Source organism: Geobacillus sp. BK01 (genome assembly GCF_052220245.1).
In the GTDB taxonomy this organism is placed as follows: Bacteria; Bacillota; Bacilli; order Bacillales; family Anoxybacillaceae; genus Geobacillus.
Window position 1 is genome coordinate 248120 of sequence record NZ_JBQPTH010000001.1, and the last position, 18659, is coordinate 266778.

The 18659-nt window shown below is 50.9% G+C and carries 21 protein-coding genes; 14 read left to right on the forward strand and 7 right to left on the reverse strand.

Going from position 1 to position 18659, the window contains the following annotated elements; genetic code table 11:
- Window positions 1-18: 18 nt before the first annotated feature.
- Window positions 19-279 carry a DUF2624 domain-containing protein gene (locus ACTVDO_RS01270; RefSeq protein WP_020960603.1) on the reverse strand — a complete coding sequence of 87 codons (261 nt, stop codon included), beginning with the start codon at window positions 277-279 and terminating at the stop codon, window positions 19-21.
- A gap of 97 nt (window positions 280-376) precedes the next feature.
- Here ACTVDO_RS01270 and ACTVDO_RS01275 point away from each other — a divergent pair, with 97 nt between their 5' ends.
- The 4 genes from ACTVDO_RS01275 (at window position 377) to ACTVDO_RS01290 (ending at window position 3400) form a co-directional block, all read left to right on the forward strand.
- Window positions 377-1258, forward strand: a complete 882-nt coding sequence (locus ACTVDO_RS01275; protein ID WP_020960602.1) for a YitT family protein — start codon at window positions 377-379, stop codon at window positions 1256-1258.
- 82 nt (window positions 1259-1340) lie between these two features.
- The gene (locus tag ACTVDO_RS01280; protein WP_020960601.1) at window positions 1341-2096 is read left to right on the forward strand and encodes a metal ABC transporter ATP-binding protein; all 756 of its coding nucleotides are present in this window, start codon (window positions 1341-1343) and stop codon (window positions 2094-2096) included.
- Window positions 2097-2135: 39 nt separating this feature from the next.
- The gene (locus tag ACTVDO_RS01285; protein ID WP_020960600.1) at window positions 2136-2972 is read left to right on the forward strand and encodes a metal ABC transporter permease; all 837 of its coding nucleotides are present in this window, start codon (window positions 2136-2138) and stop codon (window positions 2970-2972) included.
- A gap of 2 nt (window positions 2973-2974) precedes the next feature.
- Window positions 2975-3400 carry a Fur family transcriptional regulator gene (locus ACTVDO_RS01290; RefSeq protein WP_020960599.1) on the forward strand — a complete coding sequence of 142 codons (426 nt, stop codon included), beginning with the start codon at window positions 2975-2977 and terminating at the stop codon, window positions 3398-3400.
- Between the two features lie 15 nt (window positions 3401-3415).
- On the opposite strand, the gene ACTVDO_RS01295 is transcribed toward ACTVDO_RS01290, so the two are convergent.
- Window positions 3416-3982: a nucleotidase gene (locus ACTVDO_RS01295; RefSeq protein ID WP_020960598.1), complete on the reverse strand. Its 567-nt coding sequence runs from the start codon at window positions 3980-3982 to the stop codon at window positions 3416-3418.
- 98 nt (window positions 3983-4080) lie between these two features.
- Between ACTVDO_RS01295 and ACTVDO_RS01300 the strand changes: the two genes are divergently transcribed.
- On the forward strand, window positions 4081-4428 hold the full coding sequence (locus ACTVDO_RS01300; protein ID WP_020960597.1) for a hypothetical protein: 348 nt from the start codon (window positions 4081-4083) through the stop codon (window positions 4426-4428).
- A 67-nt stretch (window positions 4429-4495) separates the two neighbouring features.
- On the opposite strand, the gene ispG is transcribed toward ACTVDO_RS01300, so the two are convergent.
- Together ispG and ACTVDO_RS01310 are read right to left on the reverse strand one after the other, a co-directional pair.
- A complete protein-coding gene (ispG, locus tag ACTVDO_RS01305) occupies window positions 4496-5620 on the reverse strand; it encodes a flavodoxin-dependent (E)-4-hydroxy-3-methylbut-2-enyl-diphosphate synthase (RefSeq protein WP_020960596.1) in 1125 nt (374 codons plus the stop codon).
- Window positions 5621-5703: 83 nt separating this feature from the next.
- Window positions 5704-6015, reverse strand: coding sequence for a LysM peptidoglycan-binding domain-containing protein (locus ACTVDO_RS01310; RefSeq protein ID WP_020960595.1), 312 nt, complete (start codon window positions 6013-6015; stop codon window positions 5704-5706).
- A 132-nt stretch (window positions 6016-6147) separates the two neighbouring features.
- Between ACTVDO_RS01310 and ACTVDO_RS01315 the strand changes: the two genes are divergently transcribed.
- A complete protein-coding gene (locus tag ACTVDO_RS01315) occupies window positions 6148-7821 on the forward strand; it encodes a methyl-accepting chemotaxis protein (protein WP_168368796.1) in 1674 nt (557 codons plus the stop codon).
- Window positions 7822-7859: 38 nt separating this feature from the next.
- Here ACTVDO_RS01315 and ACTVDO_RS01320 read toward each other — a convergent pair whose 3' ends face one another.
- Window positions 7860-8624, reverse strand: a complete 765-nt coding sequence (locus ACTVDO_RS01320) for a DUF1189 domain-containing protein (RefSeq protein WP_020960594.1) — start codon at window positions 8622-8624, stop codon at window positions 7860-7862.
- A 188-nt stretch (window positions 8625-8812) separates the two neighbouring features.
- Between ACTVDO_RS01320 and sodA the strand changes: the two genes are divergently transcribed.
- The 8 genes from sodA to phoU all read left to right on the forward strand — a co-directional run bounded on the left by sodA (window position 8813) and on the right by phoU (window position 17683).
- Window positions 8813-9427 (forward strand): superoxide dismutase SodA, encoded by a 615-nt coding sequence (sodA, locus tag ACTVDO_RS01325; RefSeq protein ID WP_020960593.1) that lies wholly within the window; start codon window positions 8813-8815, stop codon window positions 9425-9427.
- Between the two features lie 105 nt (window positions 9428-9532).
- Entirely contained in the window at window positions 9533-10825 is a 1293-nt protein-coding gene (locus tag ACTVDO_RS01330; protein WP_020960592.1) for an MFS transporter, read from the forward strand.
- Between the two features lie 78 nt (window positions 10826-10903).
- Entirely contained in the window at window positions 10904-13015 is a 2112-nt protein-coding gene (locus ACTVDO_RS01335; RefSeq protein ID WP_020960591.1) for a peptidoglycan D,D-transpeptidase FtsI family protein, read from the forward strand.
- A gap of 223 nt (window positions 13016-13238) precedes the next feature.
- Window positions 13239-14204, forward strand: coding sequence for a PstS family phosphate ABC transporter substrate-binding protein (locus ACTVDO_RS01340; protein WP_020960590.1), 966 nt, complete (start codon window positions 13239-13241; stop codon window positions 14202-14204).
- A gap of 83 nt (window positions 14205-14287) precedes the next feature.
- On the forward strand, window positions 14288-15238 hold the full coding sequence (gene pstC, locus ACTVDO_RS01345; protein ID WP_020960589.1) for a phosphate ABC transporter permease subunit PstC: 951 nt from the start codon (window positions 14288-14290) through the stop codon (window positions 15236-15238).
- A 5-nt stretch (window positions 15239-15243) separates the two neighbouring features.
- Window positions 15244-16125 (forward strand): phosphate ABC transporter permease PstA, encoded by an 882-nt coding sequence (gene pstA / locus ACTVDO_RS01350; protein WP_020960588.1) that lies wholly within the window; start codon window positions 15244-15246, stop codon window positions 16123-16125.
- Between the two features lie 38 nt (window positions 16126-16163).
- Window positions 16164-17006: a phosphate ABC transporter ATP-binding protein PstB gene (gene pstB, locus ACTVDO_RS01355; protein WP_020960587.1), complete on the forward strand. Its 843-nt coding sequence runs from the start codon at window positions 16164-16166 to the stop codon at window positions 17004-17006.
- Between the two features lie 23 nt (window positions 17007-17029).
- On the forward strand, window positions 17030-17683 hold the full coding sequence (gene phoU, locus ACTVDO_RS01360; protein ID WP_020960586.1) for a phosphate signaling complex protein PhoU: 654 nt from the start codon (window positions 17030-17032) through the stop codon (window positions 17681-17683).
- Window positions 17684-17727: 44 nt separating this feature from the next.
- Here the strand turns inward: phoU and ACTVDO_RS01365 are convergent, their stop codons facing one another.
- Together ACTVDO_RS01365 and ACTVDO_RS01370 are read right to left on the reverse strand one after the other, a co-directional pair.
- Window positions 17728-18168, reverse strand: coding sequence for an endolytic transglycosylase MltG (locus ACTVDO_RS01365; protein ID WP_020960585.1), 441 nt, complete (start codon window positions 18166-18168; stop codon window positions 17728-17730).
- Complete coding sequence (locus tag ACTVDO_RS01370; RefSeq protein WP_020960584.1) at window positions 18165-18515, reverse strand: sigma factor-like helix-turn-helix DNA-binding protein; 351 nt, start codon at window positions 18513-18515, stop codon at window positions 18165-18167. The genes ACTVDO_RS01365 and ACTVDO_RS01370 overlap by 4 nt, the downstream gene beginning before the upstream one ends.
- Window positions 18516-18659: the final 144 nt, after the last annotated feature.

Below are 18659 nucleotides of genomic sequence, written 5' to 3' on the forward strand. Positions count from 1 at the left end.
AAGGGCATTCCGCCCTTTTTATTTTTTTTGTACAAATTTTAAAAACAGTTCGTTTGCTTTTTTAGCGATTTCCGGCGAGGTGATTTTCGCCAGCTCGCGCACCCATTTTTTCCGCTCTTGCGGGTCGAAGACGTTAATGTCATTCGTTCGAGCGAGATGAAGAATTTTTTTTGCCTGACTGACTGTAATTGGCAATCCGTAATCTTGGCTGTACGCAACGAGTTCTTCCGGGGTGATCGTTTTTAACTTTTGTTTCACGAGCTGTTGGTAAAGGTTCATGGCAGCCCCCTCCTTGTTTCTGTTCCATCATATGACGTGAACGGAAAAGGGGTGTATGGTATAATGGAAATGAAAGTAAAAGGGAAAGGGTGGGAGTTTGGCGACAAAACAGCATAAAAAAGAGCCGTTTAACCGCATATTGTACCGGATGGTGATGATCGCCATCGGCGCCGCATTGGCGGCATTTGCTATTGAGCGGTTGCTCGTTCCAAATAAAATGATCGATGGAGGCATTATCGGCGTATCGCTTATTCTTGATTATGTAATTCCCGATGAATGGCGGCTGCTCAATTTTGCCACGTTAGTCATCCTCTTGAATGCTCCGTTTATGTATTTCGGCTACAAACACATCGGCAAAACGTTTATGTGGTCGACAATTTTAGGCGTTGTCATCCTCGGGGGTGCTGAACGGGCGCTTCATCATTTTTCTCCGCTGACGACCGAGCCGATTTTAGCCACTGTTTTTGGCGGCTTGACGCTCGGGCTTGGCGTCGGGTTGATCATTCGCCATGGCGGATCATTGGATGGAACAGAAATTTTAGGGATTTTATTAACCAAAAAAATTCCGTTTTCCGTTGGCGAGTTCGTCATGTTTGTCAACGTGTTTATTTTCGGTTGGGCGGCGTTTGTGCTTGGGATCGAGCCGGCCATGTATTCGGTCATGACGTACTATATTGCTTCCAAAACGATCGACGCGGTCATCCAAGGGCTTGATGAAACGCGGGCTGCTTTTATTGTCACCGATCATTACGAGGAGGTTTCTGATGCCATTTTGCACCGCCTCGGCCGCGGGACGACGAAGTTGCTTGGCAAAGGCGGCTATACGGACGAGCAAAAAGAAATCATTTATGCCGTTGTGACGCGTCTAGAAGTGACAAAGTTAAAATCGATTGTGAATGAAATTGACCCGAGTGCATTCATTACGATTATGGCGACGCATGAAGTGCGCGGCGCTCGTTTTAAATCGGCCATTCATTAAGGTTTACAAAATGGGCATGATCGGCTATACTTGCACATGAGCATAAATCGTAACGATTCTGAATTAGTAGGGGAGAACGGCCATGGAAAACAGGCTTGTCGTGCAAATCGAGGATGTATCGTTCCGATACGAGAAAGAGGAAGTGCTTGAACACGTCCATTTGGCCGTGCCAAAAGGAGCGTTTTTAGGATTGGTGGGTCCGAATGGCTCGGGAAAGTCGACGCTGCTTAAATGTATGTTGGGGCTGCTAAAACCGGACCGCGGCCGCATTTTGCTGTTCGGTGAGCCAATCGAGTCGTTTCGGGCATGGCATCGGATCGGCTTTGTGTCGCAAAAAGCGAACAGCTTTAACCGCGGTTTCCCGGCGACCGTCGAGGAAGTGGCGGCAAGCGGGCTGACAGCCAAACGTGGCTTGTTCCGCCTGTTGACGAAAGAAGACCGCCGCGCGGTCGAAGCGGCGCTCGAGGCGGTTGGTTTGCGCGGCTTGGCGAAGCGCAATATCGGCGAGTTGTCAGGCGGCCAGCAACAGCGGGTGTTTATCGCCCGCGCGCTGGCGAGCAAGCCGGATTTGTTGATTTTAGACGAGCCAACTGTCGGCGTTGATGCCCGCCATGTGCACGAGTTTTATGAGCTGCTTGGCGATTTGAACCGCCGGGGGTTGACGCTTGTGCTCGTGACGCACGACATTGGGACGATTACAGAACGCGTCACCCATATCGCCTGCTTAAACAAACGTCTCTATTTTCATGGAAATGCCGAAGAGTTCGAACAGCTCGGCGACGAGACGATTTCCCGGTTTTACGGCCATCCGCTTCACGTTCTCTCCCACCGGCATTAACGAACGAAACGAAAACGGTTGATTGTGGAGGAATGACACGTGTGGGAAGCCTTATGGCAATATGAATTTTTGCGCAACGCGTTTTTGGCCGGTATTTTGACCGGATTTGCCGCGCCGCTGCTCGGGGTGTTTATCGTTGTTCGGCGGCTGTCGCTCATCGCGGATGCGCTAAGTCATGTGACGCTTGCTGGCATCGCCGCCGGGCTGCTGCTTGGGAAATCGATGCCGGCCGCCGCTGGTTGGAATCCGCTTTACATTGGAATGGGCTTTTCCGTTGTCGGCTCGCTGCTTATTGAGAAGTTGCGCGCTGTTTACCGTCATTATGAAGAGCTCGCCATTCCGATTATTTTATCGACCGGCATTGGGTTGAGCGTCATTTTGATTTCGATCGCTAACGGATTTAATACCGATTTGTTTTCATATTTGTTTGGCAGTGTCAGCGCTGTGAGCAGCACTGACGTTTGGGCGGCGTCCGCTGTCGCTGTGATTGCCGCCACCGTCATTTTCGCATTTTATAAGGAGCTGTTTCTTCTTTCCTTTGATGAAGAGTACGCCCGCGTCTCCGGCGTTCGCGCCAAGTTCATTCACTTTTTGTTCATTGTGCTTGTCGCTCTCGTCATCGCGGCGTCGATGCGCATTGTCGGTGTGCTCCTCGTTTCTTCGCTCATGACGCTGCCGGTGGCGGCGAGCATTCGTATCGCCAAAAGTTTTAAACAGGCGATCGCATTTTCCATTATCTTCGGGGAGCTGGCGGTGATCGTCGGGCTGTTGGCAGCGTACGAGCTCAATTGGGCGCCAGGCGGGACAATCGTCATGTTGGCCGTTGCCATCTTGCTTCTCGTATTGGGATGGAAAAAATGGAAAAGGGGACGGTAGTGATGAATATCGGCGAAGCGTTGCAGTTAATGAAAGAAAAGGGATTTAAATATACTGAAAAACGGAAACAAATGCTTGAGCTGTTTGCCGACCGCGATAAATACTTGACCGCGAAAGAGGTGCTTGAAGCGCTTCGCCCTACGTATCCGGGCTTAAGCTTTGACACCGTGTACCGCAATTTATCGCTCTTTGCCGCGCTCGGCATTTTGGAAATGACCGAGCTGTCCGGTGAAAAACATTTCCGCTTTGTCTGTGATGCCCGCCGCCATCACCACCATTTTATTTGCATCCGGTGTGGGAAAACAAAGGATATTGACGTATGTCCAATGGACAAGATTGCCGCGCAGCTCGACGGCTATGAGATTGACGACCATAAATTTGAAATTTACGGCACGTGTCCGCAATGCCAAAAACATCTCCCATTATGAGGTGGGAGATGTTTTTTATGGCTGTAAACGCCGCTCTATTTCCCGCTTTGCTTCGAGCCAGTTTTTAATGCGGATAACGTTCTCCGGCAGCGGGCCTTGATTGTACGGGGTGTTGAATAAAAGGACCGGAATGCCGCATGTTTCCGCGATCTCGCAAGCGTTATCGTATTTGTCTTCAAAAAAGGCGGCCAGCTTGTATCGGCGGACGGCGGCGACTTTATCATGGGAACCGATCAGTTCAATATGGTGGTAATGAACGCCATGTCGCTGAAACCAACGCTCGGTGAGCTTGTACAAATGGCGGCCGCGGGCGCTGATGTAAAACAGCTCGTATTTGTCTTTCCAACTGTCGATTACCTCAAGTGCATAGCGGGCCAGGGGAGCGCGTTCATAAATGCCCGCTTCATTTTCCTCCATCCAGCGGTCCATTTCCTCTTCCGTTGCCCCGTATAGCGGCGCCAAATTGTACTGCGTAATGTCGCATAAGGCGAGCTGCTTGCCAAACGACTCATTTAAATACGGAATGAACGTGCTCGGACACGTAACCGTGCCGTCGATGTCGATTCCGAGCCGGTGCTTCATCGTTCCATCCCCCTTTTAGAAAATATTCACACTGATAATAATGACACCAGTTTCCCATACTAAGAATGCTCCTTACTTTAGGAAAGCGAGGGAAGCATATGGCAGATGACCGCGAGCGCACGTATAACGAAAGGTACGTGCAATCGATCGGAAAAGAGGAACCAGAGCGCAATTTCATGGAAGAAACAGCGGCGGAGGTCGCCGAACCGATCCGCCGCCGCGATGGGCGGGACGAAGAACGCGCTGGCGGTGCCGGGCTTGGATGGCTCGCCTTGGCGTTGTCCATCATCGCCTTGTTTATTTGGCCGATTTTGTTAGGGGCGGCCGGCATTATTGTCGGTTTTATCGCACGCCGGCGCGGAGCGGAAACGCTCGGGGCATGGGCCATCGGGATCGGCGTCATCGCCATTCTCGTCCGCCTGTTTATTATGCCGTTTTACACGTAAAAAAAGCGAGGGTGTCCCCAGTCGGGGACGCCCTTTTTTGCAGCCGTCCTTCGGGACGCGCCCTCGTTTACTCTGTGGCGCTGCCTTTAAGGGCAGCCTCTTTTTCCTTTTGTTTTGCAACATATTCCTCAGCCAGCTTGTCGACTTCTTTCTTTAGTTCTTCGACCATCTGCTCTTCCGGCACTTTGCGGACAATTTTGCCGTGGCGAAACAACAGGCCTTCACCGCGGGCGCCGGCAATGCCGATATCGGCTTCGCGCGCTTCGCCCGGGCCATTGACCGCGCAGCCGAGCACAGCCACTTTGATCGGCGCTTTGATTTTGGCGATATAGTCCTCGATTTCATTGGCGATGCTGATCAAGTCGATTTCAATCCGCCCGCACGTCGGGCAGGAAATGAGCGTCGCCGCATTGGACGACAGCCCGAACGTTTTTAAAATCTCGCGCGCCACTTTCACTTCTTCGACCGGATCGGCGCTTAAGGAAACGCGGATCGTATTGCCAATCCCTTTGCTTAAAATAGCGCCGAGTCCAACAGCGCTTTTGATCGTGCCAGAGAAAAGCGTCCCCGCCTCGGTAATGCCGACATGAAGCGGGTAGTCAAATGTGCGCGCCGCTTTTTCGTACGCTTCAATAGCGAGGCGCACATCAGATGCTTTTAACGAAACAATAATATCGTGGAAATCGAGTTCCTCCAAAATGCGGATATGGTATAAGGCGCTTTCGACCATGCCGTCGGCCGTCGGGTATCCGTATTTTTCCAAAATCCGTTTCTCGAGTGATCCGGCATTCACGCCGATGCGGATCGGTACGCCACGTTCTTTTGCAGCTTTGACGACCGCTTCGACTTTCTCCCGGCGTCCAATATTGCCCGGGTTGATGCGAATTTTATCGATGCCCCCCTCGATCGCTTTTAGCGCCAATTTATAGTCAAAATGAATGTCGGCGACAAGCGGGATGTTAATTCGTTTTTTAATCTCTGGTATGGCATCAGCCGCCCGCTCGTCCGGGCAGGCGACCCGGACAATTTGGCAGCCCGCTTCTTCAAGCCGGTGAATTTGGGCTACGGTCGCCTCGACATCGTGCGTCTTCGTCGTCGTCATGCTTTGGATAATCACTTCATTGCTGCCGCCGATCGTCAGCGGACCGACGCGGACGGGCCGCGTTTTTGAACGATGGATTATGTCACCCACGAACATTCGCTCCTTTAAACCAAATGCTGTTCTGCCCTAAGTTTATCAATAGTGACAATGCATTGACAAGAAATACACTACGCTTATTTTTTATATGTCGGGATTTTATATACTTTTCCAATTTGCAAGGCGGTTGCCTTTGTGCCGGGATTCAGCTTTTCAAAGTCGCGGATCAACGTTTCGATCGGCACGGGAAGCGGTCCTTGCTGTTCACGTTCGGCGATGGACAAAAGCGTGTCTCCGGCTTTGATTTTGACCGTCTTGTACGTGGGACTGCTGATCCCTTCTTCAGCGATCAGCGGCTCCGATGACGCCGGAAGTGTTCCAGTTGTCAGATCCCGGTAGGCGATATAGCCGACAAGGACAGCTATGCAAACAAGCAGCCACTTTTTCATGATTCCTCCACCGCTTTTTTTATGAAATGTATGCTTGTCCGCGTGAAATATGAGAACAATTCAAAAAAATTACAAAGTATTTACACGGGCTTAATAGTTGGCCGACATAATGGGAGAAGGAGGGGGACGAGCATGAAAAAAACACGAAGAGAGATGAAGTTGCAAAACCAGTTAATCATTTTATTTGTCGGCATTGTAGCCATCTCAGTTGGACTGGTTGGCGCAGTATCGTATGCGAAAGCCAAAAAGGAGACAATGCAAGCGATTGAGCAACGCCTTGAGCGGGAAACGGATATGATGTATGAACTGGTGCAAAACCTTTTATTTATGTACATAGGGGATCAAGAACAGTTTATGGAGCGGGTGAACGAGGGCGTCCGCAAGCAACAAGCCGAATTGATGCAAGATGGGGTGCCGGCTGAATTTTTTCTCGTTGCTGAAACGGTTCGCCCATTCTACATAAGCCGGCGCTCACAGCTTTTGCTTCCGGAGACGCTCACCGAACATATGAAAAAGAAAAGAAATGGGATTTCCTATGCCGTTATAAATGGAAAAGATTATACACTTGTTTACCGGAATATACAGGAATTAAAAGGAATCTATGTTATTGCTGTGCCTACAAGTTCATACATGACGGCTGTGCGCCAAATGGCTGTTTTTATTTTGGCGGCAACATTGATCAGCGCATGTGCGGCCTCATTGGTCATCATCGCGTTTGTCCGAACGGTGATAGCACCTATCGTCAGCCTTCAGCGAGCGATGAAAAAGGTGGCGAATGGAGATTTGAGCAGCGACCTGTCCATCATTTCCCGCACCCGGGAAATTCAATCGTTGTCCGCCAGTTTCCAACAGATGGTTCGCAATATGCGGGAGATGATTTATCGCATATCGGTTACAACAGAACAGCTTTCGGATAAAGGCGAGCAATTAAAAACAGTATCTAAAAAGACAGTGGAGAGTAATCAGGAATTAATGGAAGCAGTCGGAATGGTGAAAAGCGGTGCTGCGGAAACGGCATCTTCTTCAGACGCAACGATTACTTTCTTTCAGCGAATGAAAGAGGATATGGTGCAAGTCACTGACCAGATGGAGATGATCCAAGAAAGCTCCCAACATATGAATACGGCTGCTTTGGAAGGGGGAAGACAAATTAAGCAACTGACGCAGTCCATTCAGGCACTCGAGCAGGAAATTGCCCAAATGGCCGGCGCCGTCAAAAAGGTTGAGAGCTACTCATCGTCCGTTGCCAACATCGTGCAAGTGATTCGCACGATCGCCGAGCAAACGAAATATCTTTCTTTGAACGCAACGATTGAAGCGGCGAGAGCAGGAGAAGCTGGAAAAGGGTTTGCTGTCGTGGCGAAAGAAATAAGGCGGTTAGCGGAGCAATCAGGAAAAGCGGTTGAGTCGATTGCGAAAACAACGGAAGAGATGGTCGATGTCATCATCGCGACAACGAAGCAAGGCATGCTCGTTTCCGAACGTTTTTCTACGTATATGCAGACAGCGTACCGCTCGAAATGTTCCCTCGAGGAATTGCTAAGGGAGATTGCAGTTGTGACAGAGAAGATCGAGGGTATGAAACGACATATGGGAGAGTTGGCAAATTCGGTTCCTCCGATGGAACAGGCAACCATTTCGTTCGTATCAACGGCCCAACAAACATTGGCAAGCGCTGAACAGATGCTTCATTCTTCCCACACACAAACAACAGATATGAAGGCGATGTATCGAATCGGGCTTGAGCTTATTGAGCTCGGCCAAACGTTGAGGCAAAGCGTGAAACAGTTTGAAACGGCCGGATAAAAAGCCGCCAAGGAACTCCTTGGCGGCTAGCTGTTTCGCTAGGCTGAGGCAGGAACTTCCTTCACCGCCAAAAAGAGAACGGCGAGCGAAACGAACCAATGAATAAACATGCCGTATGGCACGATCGTTTGGACGGCTTCCATCAAAGCAAAAAAGACGGTCGATAACGTAATGCCATAGGCTGACATGATCCATGTATGACGGTAGCGAAGCTTTTTGTCCAACATGCCGGCAAAAATAAGGCCGAAAAAAGCGAGCAGGCACACACTAATAAATTTTCCTGCACATGCGAGCACGTATAACACGAGCCCAAAAAGCGGAATGAGCACCGGCAGAAGCGACTGCAAGCTGGTGATAAACGCACGCACGTCTTCGTCAGTAATGACCACATCTGGAAATGCGGCATAGCTGTAATGTTGCGCCTGGTGGCTGGCAACGAGCACCGCTTCATTTTTCAACAACGCGATGGCGTTCGGAAACCGTTCCACTTCTTCTCTCGTCACTTCACCCGTGCTGTCAAAAATGATCGTAAACCCGCCTTGGTCAATATGGATCGGTTCAGCCGCCGCTGAGCGAAGCTCGCCGTTTTCAATCGAAAAAGGCGGCAAGTCGTCGCGCAACAAGGCGCCTGTTGTGCGGACACCTTCAACGAGCGATACGGAAGCATAGGACAAGGTTGGAAGGATGGATAAAAATGTAAGTAAAAACACATAGCCGATCGTTTTGCCGATTCCTTGAAAGCGGAAGCGGGCAATATCTTTGGGGGAGTACAAACTTTTCCAAATTTGGGTGAATACATTCATCATGGACACACCTTTCTTTTTCTCCATTTCCATTGTATATGCGGCGTCAACGGAATTCAACTTTGAGCGTTTTTTGGAAACCAGCAGGCAAGCAAATACATTGAAACATTGTGGTAATTTTGGTAAGCTAATTTTGGACGGGTGGTCAGCGCCCGCTTACATAATGAGGATAAAAGGAGGAGATTTGGATGCCATTTGAATTGCCGGCATTACCGTATGCGTATGATGCCTTGGAGCCGCACATCGATAAAGAAACGATGAACATCCATCACACGAAGCACCATAACACATATGTGACGAATTTGAATGCGGCGCTCGAAGGGCAGGCGGATTTGCAAAACAAATCGCTCGAAGAATTGCTCAGCAATTTGGAAGCCCTTCCGGAAAGCATCCGTACAGCGGTGCGCAACAACGGCGGCGGCCATGCGAACCATTCGCTTTTCTGGACGATTTTGTCGCCAAACGGCGGCGGCGAGCCGACAGGCGAACTCGCTGATGCCATCAACCAAAAATTCGGCAGCTTTGCCGCGTTTAAAGACGAATTTTCAAAAGCGGCGGCCGGCCGTTTCGGTTCCGGTTGGGCGTGGCTTGTCGTCAACAATGGCGAGTTGGAAATCACAAGCACGCCGAACCAAGATTCGCCGATCATGGAAGGCAAAACACCGATCCTTGGATTGGATGTTTGGGAGCATGCGTACTACTTGAAATACCAAAACCGTCGTCCGGAATACATTGCCGCGTTCTGGAACGTTGTCAATTGGGACGAAGTGGCGAAACGCTACAGTGAAGCAAAAGCGAAATAATGGATGAAGCGGGGCGAATCGATCGCCCCGCTTTTTGCTGATGCCGGGTGCATAGCAGCGGCAGAAATGGCCACACTACCGGATAGACGAAAAGGGGAGTTTACGATGTCATTATTCGAAAAATTGACTGGCCAAGAACGGGTGAGCCGCGATTTGCTGCTGCTTCTTTGCATCGGTGGGTTTTATGCGCTTGCTGTGTCGCTGTCCAATACGTTTGTCAACATTTATTTATGGAAACAGACCGGCGATTTCCGCGATTTGGCATTGTATAATTTGGCGGTCGTCACGATGCAGCCGCTGACATTTATATTCGCCGGCCGGCTGGCGAAACAGATCGACCGCATTTTGATTTTACGGCTTGGTGTGTCGTGTTTAGCCGTTTTTTTTATCACCGTTTTATTGGTCGGCCCTAGCGCCCATCAATATTTGCTCGTTCTCGGCGCATTGCTCGGTGTTGGCTATGGTTTTTATTGGCTGGCGTTTAACGTGCTGACGTTTGAAATTACAGAGCCGGAAACGCGCGACTTTTTTAACGGCTTTTTCGGGGTGCTCACGTCATCTGCCGGCATGATCGGGCCGATTGCCGCCGGCTATATCATTTCGTCGCTCGCGGGTCTGAAAGGATATACGCTCGTTTTTTCGCTGTCGCTTGGCTTATTTATTATCGCTGTGCTGCTTAGTTTTTTCCTCAAGCGCCGTACAGCAGCGGGAAAATATTTATTTCTCCGCATTTTAAAGGAACGGAATGAAAACCGGAATTGGCGGCTCATTACGAACGCCCACTTTTTTCAAGGATTGCGCGAAGGATCGTTTGTGTTCGTTATTTCGGTGTTGGTGTATGTCACCTCAAAAAGCGAATGGGCGCTCGGCAAGTACGGGCTTGTCAATTCGTTTACATCGTTTGTTGCCTATTACGCTGTTTCCCGGCTGATGAAGCGGGAATACCGGATGAAAGCCATTTTATTGGGCGGCCTTTTGCTGTACGCAGCTATTTTTTTAATTGTGTTTCACCCGTCGTACCCGCGCCTTCTTCTTTATGCCGTCACGATCGCCATTGCCTATCCGATTTTGCTTGTTCCTTACTCATCGTTAACGTTCGATGTGATTGGGAGGAGCTGGAAATCAGCGGAAGCACGTGTTGAGTATATTGTTGTTCGCGAGCTGTTTTTAAACGCCGGGCGGATGGTATCGATTTTCGCTTTTTTAGCGGCATTGACACTTTTCGGGGAAGAGATTGGCATTCGTGTACTCATGTTTGTGTGTGGAGCCGGGCATTTAGTGATTTACTGGTTCGTCCGCCACATTCGCTTCACAGATGGCCGTCCGGAGCGGGATCGGCGGGAGCCGCTCCTATTCCGGCCAAAACTGGCCGGCGAACGGGGCGGCCCGTCGGCATAAAAGGGCTGCTCATGTTTTTCCCTAGCCATGCCCACCTTTTTCTTTTACAATAAGGGAGAGAGAAAGGAGGACCGGGGGATGAAGCGGAAAAAGCGGGCGCAAGTGCCGATCCGTTTAAACATTTTGTTTTTCTTTGTCTTCTTGTTGTTTTCGGCGCTCATTTTGCGCCTTGGGGTCGTGCAAATCGTGTACGGAGAAGATTACCGGCGCGAAGTCGAGCGGACGCAAGATGAGATTGTCAGCACGCCGGTGCCGCGCGGCAAAATTTATGATCGGTCGGGCCGGGTGATCGTCGACAACACACCGCAAAAGGCGATTACGTATACGCGTTCCAAAACGACGCAGCCGGAAGAAATATTGGAAGTGGCCAGAAAGCTCGCCCGATATATCGATATTCCGGATGCAGAAGAAAAAGTGACGGAACGCGATATGAAAGATTATTGGATTTTGACTCGTCCGGATGAGGCGAAAAAAAAGGTGAGCGAACGGGAAAAAAAGCGGTTGGCCGACCAAGGATTGACGCAAAAAGAGATTGACAAAAAAGTGTACGAATGGACGCTTGACCGCATCACAGAGGAAGACTTGGCACAAATCTCCAAGCGGGAGATTGAAGTCATTGCCATTAAGCATGAAATGGAGAGCGGCTATGCGCTGACGCCGCAGACGGTCAAAAGCAAAGGAGTGACCGACCGTGAATATGCGGTCGTCAGCGAACATTTAAGCGAACTTCCCGGGGTCAACACGACCGTTGACTGGGACCGGAAGTACGTTTATGACAACACGTTCCGCTCCGTGCTCGGCAGTGTGACCGATGAAGATGAAGGTGTCCCGCGTGAGCGGCTCGACTACTTTTTGGCTCGCGACTACAGCCGCAACGACCGCGTCGGCAAAAGCTATTTGGAGATGCAGTATGAGGAAGTGCTGCACGGCAAAAAGGCGAAGATCAAAAACGTTGTTGACAAGTCAGGCCATGTCGTGGCGGTTGAGGAAGTGTATCCGGGTGAGCGCGGCAAAGACCTTGTGCTGACGATCGATGCCGAACTGCAACAAAAGGTCGAGCAAATCATCCAGCAAGAAATTTTGGCGACAAAGCGCAAAGGCCGTTCGCCGCTCTTGGACCGGGCGTTTGTCGTCATGATGAATCCGAAAACGGGCGAAGTGTTGGCGATGGCCGGCAAACTGCTTCGCGATGGCGAGTTTGTCGACTTTGCGATCGGCAACATTACGTCCGCTTATGCGATGGGGTCGGCGGTGAAAGGGGCGACCATCCTCACCGGTTTTCAAACGGGAGTGCTCCATCCAAATACGTATATCAAGGACGAGCCGTTGTATATCAAAGGGACTCCGGTGAAAAAATCGTGGAAAACGATGGGGACGATCAATGAACTGACGGCGTTGAAACAGTCGTCGAACGTGTACATGTTTAAAACCGCCATTGCCATTGGCGGCGGCACATACCGCCCGCGTGAGCCGCTCAACATCAATCCGGCGGCGTTTGCAACGATGCGCCACTATTTCAGCCAATTCGGCTTGGGCGTCAAAACGGGCATTGACTTGCCGAATGAACTCGGCGGCTTCCAAGGGCAAAGCACGCGCGGCGGATTTTTGCTTGACTTGGCGATCGGCCAGTACGACATGTATACGCCGATGCAGCTGGCGCAATACGTCTCGACGATCGCCAACGGCGGCTACCGGATGAAGCCGCAGCTCGTCAAAGAAATTCGCGAGCCGTCCATTGACGGAAAAGAGCCTGGCCGGGTCGTCAAACGGTTCGAACCGGTCGTCTTAAACCGCGTCGATATGAAGACGGAATACATTGAGCGCGTGCAGGAAGGATTCCGCCGCGTCATGCAAGAGCCGGGCGGGACGGCGTATGCGTATTTCGCCGGCGCCCCGTACAAGCCAGCCGGAAAAACGGGCACGGCTGAAGCGTTTTACGACGGGCCGATCAAAAGCCGGCGCAATGACCCGACCTACAATTTGACGCTTGTCGGGTATGCGCCGTACAACGATCCGCAAGTGTCGTTTGCCGTTGTGGTGCCGTGGGCAACGCAAGGGGACAGCGACGGCATTAACAACCGGATCGGCCGCCGCATTTTGGACGCCTATTTTGAATTGAAGGCGAAGCGAATGGCCGAAGAGCCTGTTCAACCGTCAGCCGACGGTACTGAAGCAACAGAACAATCTTGATGAACTGAAGCTGATTTGATAGAGGAAGCCTCTTCTATCGAATCAGCTTTTTTATTTTTCAAAGACGGGAAACGTCATTGATGCAAAAGGAGGGACGGATGCTGAGAGTGAAAACAGTCAGGCTGGAGTTTACACAATCTTAACATTCCGTTTAAACCTTATTAACAGCGTCCATTTATGATAGGACATGTAAGAGAAAACGAAACGGTCGGGGGGAAAAGAGATGAGCAAATGGAAACGACTGATGTTGTCGGGTATACTTGGCGGAACGATGATGATCGTTGCCGCCTGTGGTGGAGGAAATGGAGCGCAGGAAAATGAGGCGGACGGTGGGTCCGCAGCGAAAGAACTGTCGGGCGAAGTGATCATGGACGGTTCCTCGACGGTTTTTCCGATTGCGGAAGCGGCCGCTGAAGAATATATGATGGAACAGCCAAACGTCAAAGTCTCTGTCGGTGTTTCTGGAACGGGCGGCGGATTTGAAAAGTTCACGAAGGGGGAAACCGATTTTTCCAACGCCTCTCGTCCAATCAAAGAGGAAGAAAAACAGGCAGCTGCTGACAACGGTATTGAGTTCCAAGAGTTTCAGCTTGCCTATGACGGTCTTTCTGTCATTGTCAATAAAGAAAACGACTGGGTCGACTATTTGACGGTTGACGAGTTGAAAAAAATGTGGACGGAAGATGGCACCGTGAAAAAATGGTCGGATATCCGCCCGGAATGGCCGGATGAGGAAATCAAGTTCTTCTCACCAGGCCATGACTCTGGAACGTTTGACTACTTTGATGAAGTCATTTTGGAAGGGAAAGAGATCGTGAAAACGGCTCAGCTGTCAGAGGATGACAACATCCTCGTCCGCGGAGTGGAAGGCGACAAATATGCGATCGGCTATTTCGGCTATGCGTACTATCTTGAAAATAAAGATAAGCTGAAAGTCGTACCGATTGATGGCGGCAACGGTCCAGTCGAGCCGACAAACGAGACGATTGAAACCGGGAAGTACACTCCGCTTTCGCGGCCGCTGTTTACGTATGTGAACGTCAAATCGTTGAAAGAAAAACCGCAAGTGTATGACTATATGGAGTTTTTGCTTGAAACGGCCGGAGATTTGGCGGAAGAAGTTGGTTACGTCCGCTTGCCGGAGGATAAATACAAAGAACAATTGGAAACATTGGCTGGATTGAAATAAGCTTGCCTAGGCCGACGGTTCGCTTTGCCTGTCGGCCTATACGTGTGACAGGAGTCGGAGGATGACGGAAAGGGGTTTGCATGATGAGCATTCCGAAGAAGGAGCAACTGCTTTCGGTTCGGAAGATGATTGAAGAAAACCAAAAACGGCAGCGTTGGCCGAAAAGGATGGAAAAGCTTGCACCGAAACTCCTTTTTGTATTGGCGGCGCTCTCGGTGCTCGTGACACTCGGGATTTTATTCACCCTTCTTTTTGAAACGATCGAATTTTTCCGCCGTGTGTCGATCATCGAATTTGTGACGAGCAAAGAATGGCTTCCTTGGAACGAGGAACAAGGATCGTTCGGAGTCGCCCCGCTTGTCACCGGCACGTTGTTGACGACGGGGATCGCGATGTTGATCGCGGTGCCGATCGGACTTGCTTCAGCGATTTACTTAAGCGAGTACGCATCGGAGCGGACACGTCGCATCATTAAGCCGGCATTGGAAGTGTTGGCCGGCATTCCGACGATCGTGTACGGATTTTTTGCGTTGACGATCGTGACGCCGTTATTGCAAAACGTCATTCCGGATCTCGATATTTTTAATGCGCTCAGCCCGGGGCTCGTGATGGGGGTTATGATCATCCCGATGATCGCCTCGCTGTCGGAGGATGCGATGAGCGCGGTCCCGAATTCCATTCGCGAAGGCGCCTTGGCCCTTGGTGCGACAAAGCTCGAAGTGGCGCTTAAGGTCGTGCTTCCTGCCGCCGCTTCCGGGGTGATTGCTTCGTTTATTTTAGGCATTTCCCGGGCGGTCGGTGAAACGATGATCGTCGCGGTGGCCGGCGGATCATCGCCGGAGTTTACGTTTGATGTTACGCAATCGATTCAAACATTGACCGCTTACATCGTTCAGGTGACAACCGGCGACGCCGGCTATGGGACGACGATTTATTACAGCATTTACGCTGTCGGGATGACGCTCTTTATTTTCACGCTGCTGATGAATATATTGGCGCAATACATTTCCCACCGGTTGAGGGAGGAGTATTGAACACCATGGAAAACAAGTTGGACAAACCGCTCGTTTGGAAGCGAATGAAAGGAAGGCTGGCGCAAAACGCCGTCTTGCAAGCCATTTTTTTTGTTGCTACGATTTTTGGACTCATTGTTCTCGCGTTATTATTATCCCGCGTCATCATTCAGGCGATCGGCTGGCTCGATGGCGATTTCTTAAACAGCTTTCCTTCGCGCCGTCCGGAGGAAGCTGGGATTAAATCCGGACTGGTTGGTTCCCTTTGGCTGATGATGATTGTCGCACCGGTTTCCTTTATTTTAGGAGTCGGGACGGCAATTTACTTGGAAGAATATGCGCGCAAAAACCGCTTCACCGCGTTTATCCAAACGAATATTTCCAATTTAGCTGGCGTGCCGTCGATCGTGTTCGGCTTGTTGGGGCTCACGGTTTTTGTCCGTGAGCTTGGGCTCGGACGCAGCATCTTGGCGGCCGGGTTGACGATGAGCTTGCTCGTTCTTCCGGTGATCGTCGTCGCAGCCCAAGAAGCGATCCGTGCAGTTCCCCAGCAATTGAGAGAGGCTTCGTATGCCATGGGGGCGACGAAATGGCAAACGATTTGCCGGGTAGTGCTGCCGGCGGCGCTGCCGGGGATGCTGACGGGGGCCATTTTGGCGCTTTCCCGCGCCATTGGGGAGACAGCCCCGCTTGTGGTGCTCGGCATCCCGACGTTTATCGCCTATTTGCCAAGCAGCGTGCTCGATACGTTTACTGTCATGCCGCTGCAAATTTACAACTGGACAGGACGGCCGCAAGAGGAGTTTCAGCATGTGGCGGCTGCCGGGATTGTCGTCTTGCTCGTCTTTTTAATTTTGATGAATTCGGTCGCGGTATTGATTCGCAACAAGTTTCAAAAGCGATTTTAACGTAAAAATCCGGGAAAGAGCGAAAGGAGACCGATCAGATGATGGCAACAAAGACAAAGGAAACGAAGCTTTCGCCGTTGGTCGAATCGGCTGCGGCAACGCCGACGGCCGAGGACGTTACGGCAAAAGGCGTTGTATACGAGACAAAAGATTTAAACTTATGGTACGGTGAACATCATGCGCTGAAGCACATTCATTTAACGATTTATGAAAATGAGGTGACGGCGATTATCGGGCCGTCAGGGTGCGGAAAATCGACTTATATTAAAACGTTGAACCGAATGGTCGAACTCGTGCCGAATGTTCGCGTTGCCGGCCAGCTCGCCTACCGCGGACGCAACATTTTTGATCCGTCCTACCCGGTTGAACAACTGCGAACACAAGTCGGCATGGTGTTTCAAAAGCCGAATCCGTTCCCGAAGTCGATTTACGACAATATTGCGTACGGTCCCCGCATTCATGGCATCCGCAATAAAAAAGTGCTCGATGATATTGTCGAAAAAAGTTTGCGCGGGGCGGCGCTTTGGGATGAGGTGAAAGACCGGCTTCGCGATCATGCCTACGGTTTATCAGGCGGGCAGCAGCAGCGATTGTGCATCGCCCGCTGTTTGGCGATTGAGCCGGACGTTATTTTAATGGATGAGCCGACGTCGGCGCTCGACCCGATTTCGACGTTGAAAATTGAGGAGCTTATTCAAGAGTTGAAAAAACAATACAGCATCATTATCGTGACCCATAACATGCAGCAGGCGGCCCGCATTTCCGACAAAACGGCGTTTTTCTTGAACGGGGAAGTGATTGAATATGCGGAGACGAACAAGTTGTTTTCCAATCCGGCCGACCGGCGTACAGAAGATTACATTACCGGCCGTTTCGGATAAAAAACAAAGGAGGCAAGCCTGGAATGCGTGAAAAGTTTGCTGATGATTTACGGGCGCTGCACGACAAGCTGATCGAGATGGGGCGGTTAACGGAAGTGGCGCTGCAACAGGCGATTGACGCGTTTCAAACGCAAAACAAACATTTGGCGATGGCCGTCATTGACGGAGACGGTTTCATTGACAAGCTCGAAGAAGAAGTGAACGACTTCGCGTTGTGGCTCATTGCGAAACAGCAGCCGGTCGCGACCGATTTGCGCCGCGTCATCGCCGCAATCAAAATCGCGAGCGATATCGAGCGGATCGCCGATTTTGCCGTTAATATCGCCAAGGCGTGCGTCCGTATCGGCGGCGAGCCGTTTGTCATGGATATCCGTCCGCTAGTATCGATGCATCAATTGGCGGCAGACATGGTATCAGCGGCCATGACGGCGTACGATCAGGAAGATGCGTCGCTGGCTGCAAAAATTGCCGATATGGACCACCGGGTGGATGAGCAGTATGGGGAGATGATGAGATCGTTGCTTGAGATGGAGAAAACAGATAAAGGGGCGCTGGCGCAAATGAACGTGCTTGCCCTTGTCGCCCGGTATATTGAGCGGATGGCGGATCATGCGACCAACATTGCCGAGCATCTCGTTTACCTTGTCAAAGGGAAGCATTACGATTTGAACGACTGACGATCTAAACTAAGGAGGCGTCCTGGTGGATGCCTCCTTTCGTCTCATGATGGGCGGGCAATCAGGCGGCTGATTGCCGCAAAATCCATATCGCTGCGCACGTTGTAAGTACCGGGGCGGATCGAACGCGTCAGCCCATGCTGTTTCAAGTAATCATTGAATGATCGAGCGCTTTGGATGATGCCGGCCGCCTCAAGCTCTTTGGCAAACGCCTCTGGCGTGTCTCCTTTTTCAATGACAAGGCGATACACATAAACGGTTTGCACCGATTGCTTGGACGGTTGTTCGGCCGGTGCTTTCGACTGGGCGTTTAGGAGCTTGTCGTATTCGTCCTTGGCGACGGCGACGAGTCCATGTTGTTCAAGAAACGCCTCGACGTCCGTTTCGGTCGGTGCGGCCGGCGGGGACGTGTAATATGCGGTGCCGATGAGCGACGTCGAAACAAGCAGGCCGAAGGCGAAAGAACGCATCGTCCGCTTTCTCATCGCTGCAATCTCCTTATGGCCCGCTCGACTTCGGGAACGGTCAAGCCGGTTTCTTGCGCGATTTCATCGAGCGGAAACCCTTGTTTATGTAAAAACAAGACGCGCCGATCAGTGGGCGACAATGCTCCGCCGCGGCGGGGTGAAGCCGGCCGTCGGCGCTCGGGGATGAGCAGCTCCTCTTCGATGACTTGCAGTCGCTTTTTCATTTGGTACGTTTCTTGTGCCAACGAAACGGTCAACTGGTCGATTTGTTCTTCGAGCGGTTTTAGTTCGTCTTTGGCAAAAAACGAGATGATGAGCAAAACAATTGATAAGGCTGCCAAAGCGATGATTGCGTATTCTACCATCGTCCATCCCTCCCCCTTTCACTATATCATATCGATCTATGTTTGTGGCCGGTCTTATTGAAAAAGATGAAATTTAGAGGTGGAAATCACCGCGAAAAAATGCTATCATAGAAAGGTCTGATTATATAAAGCACGTTTGGAGGG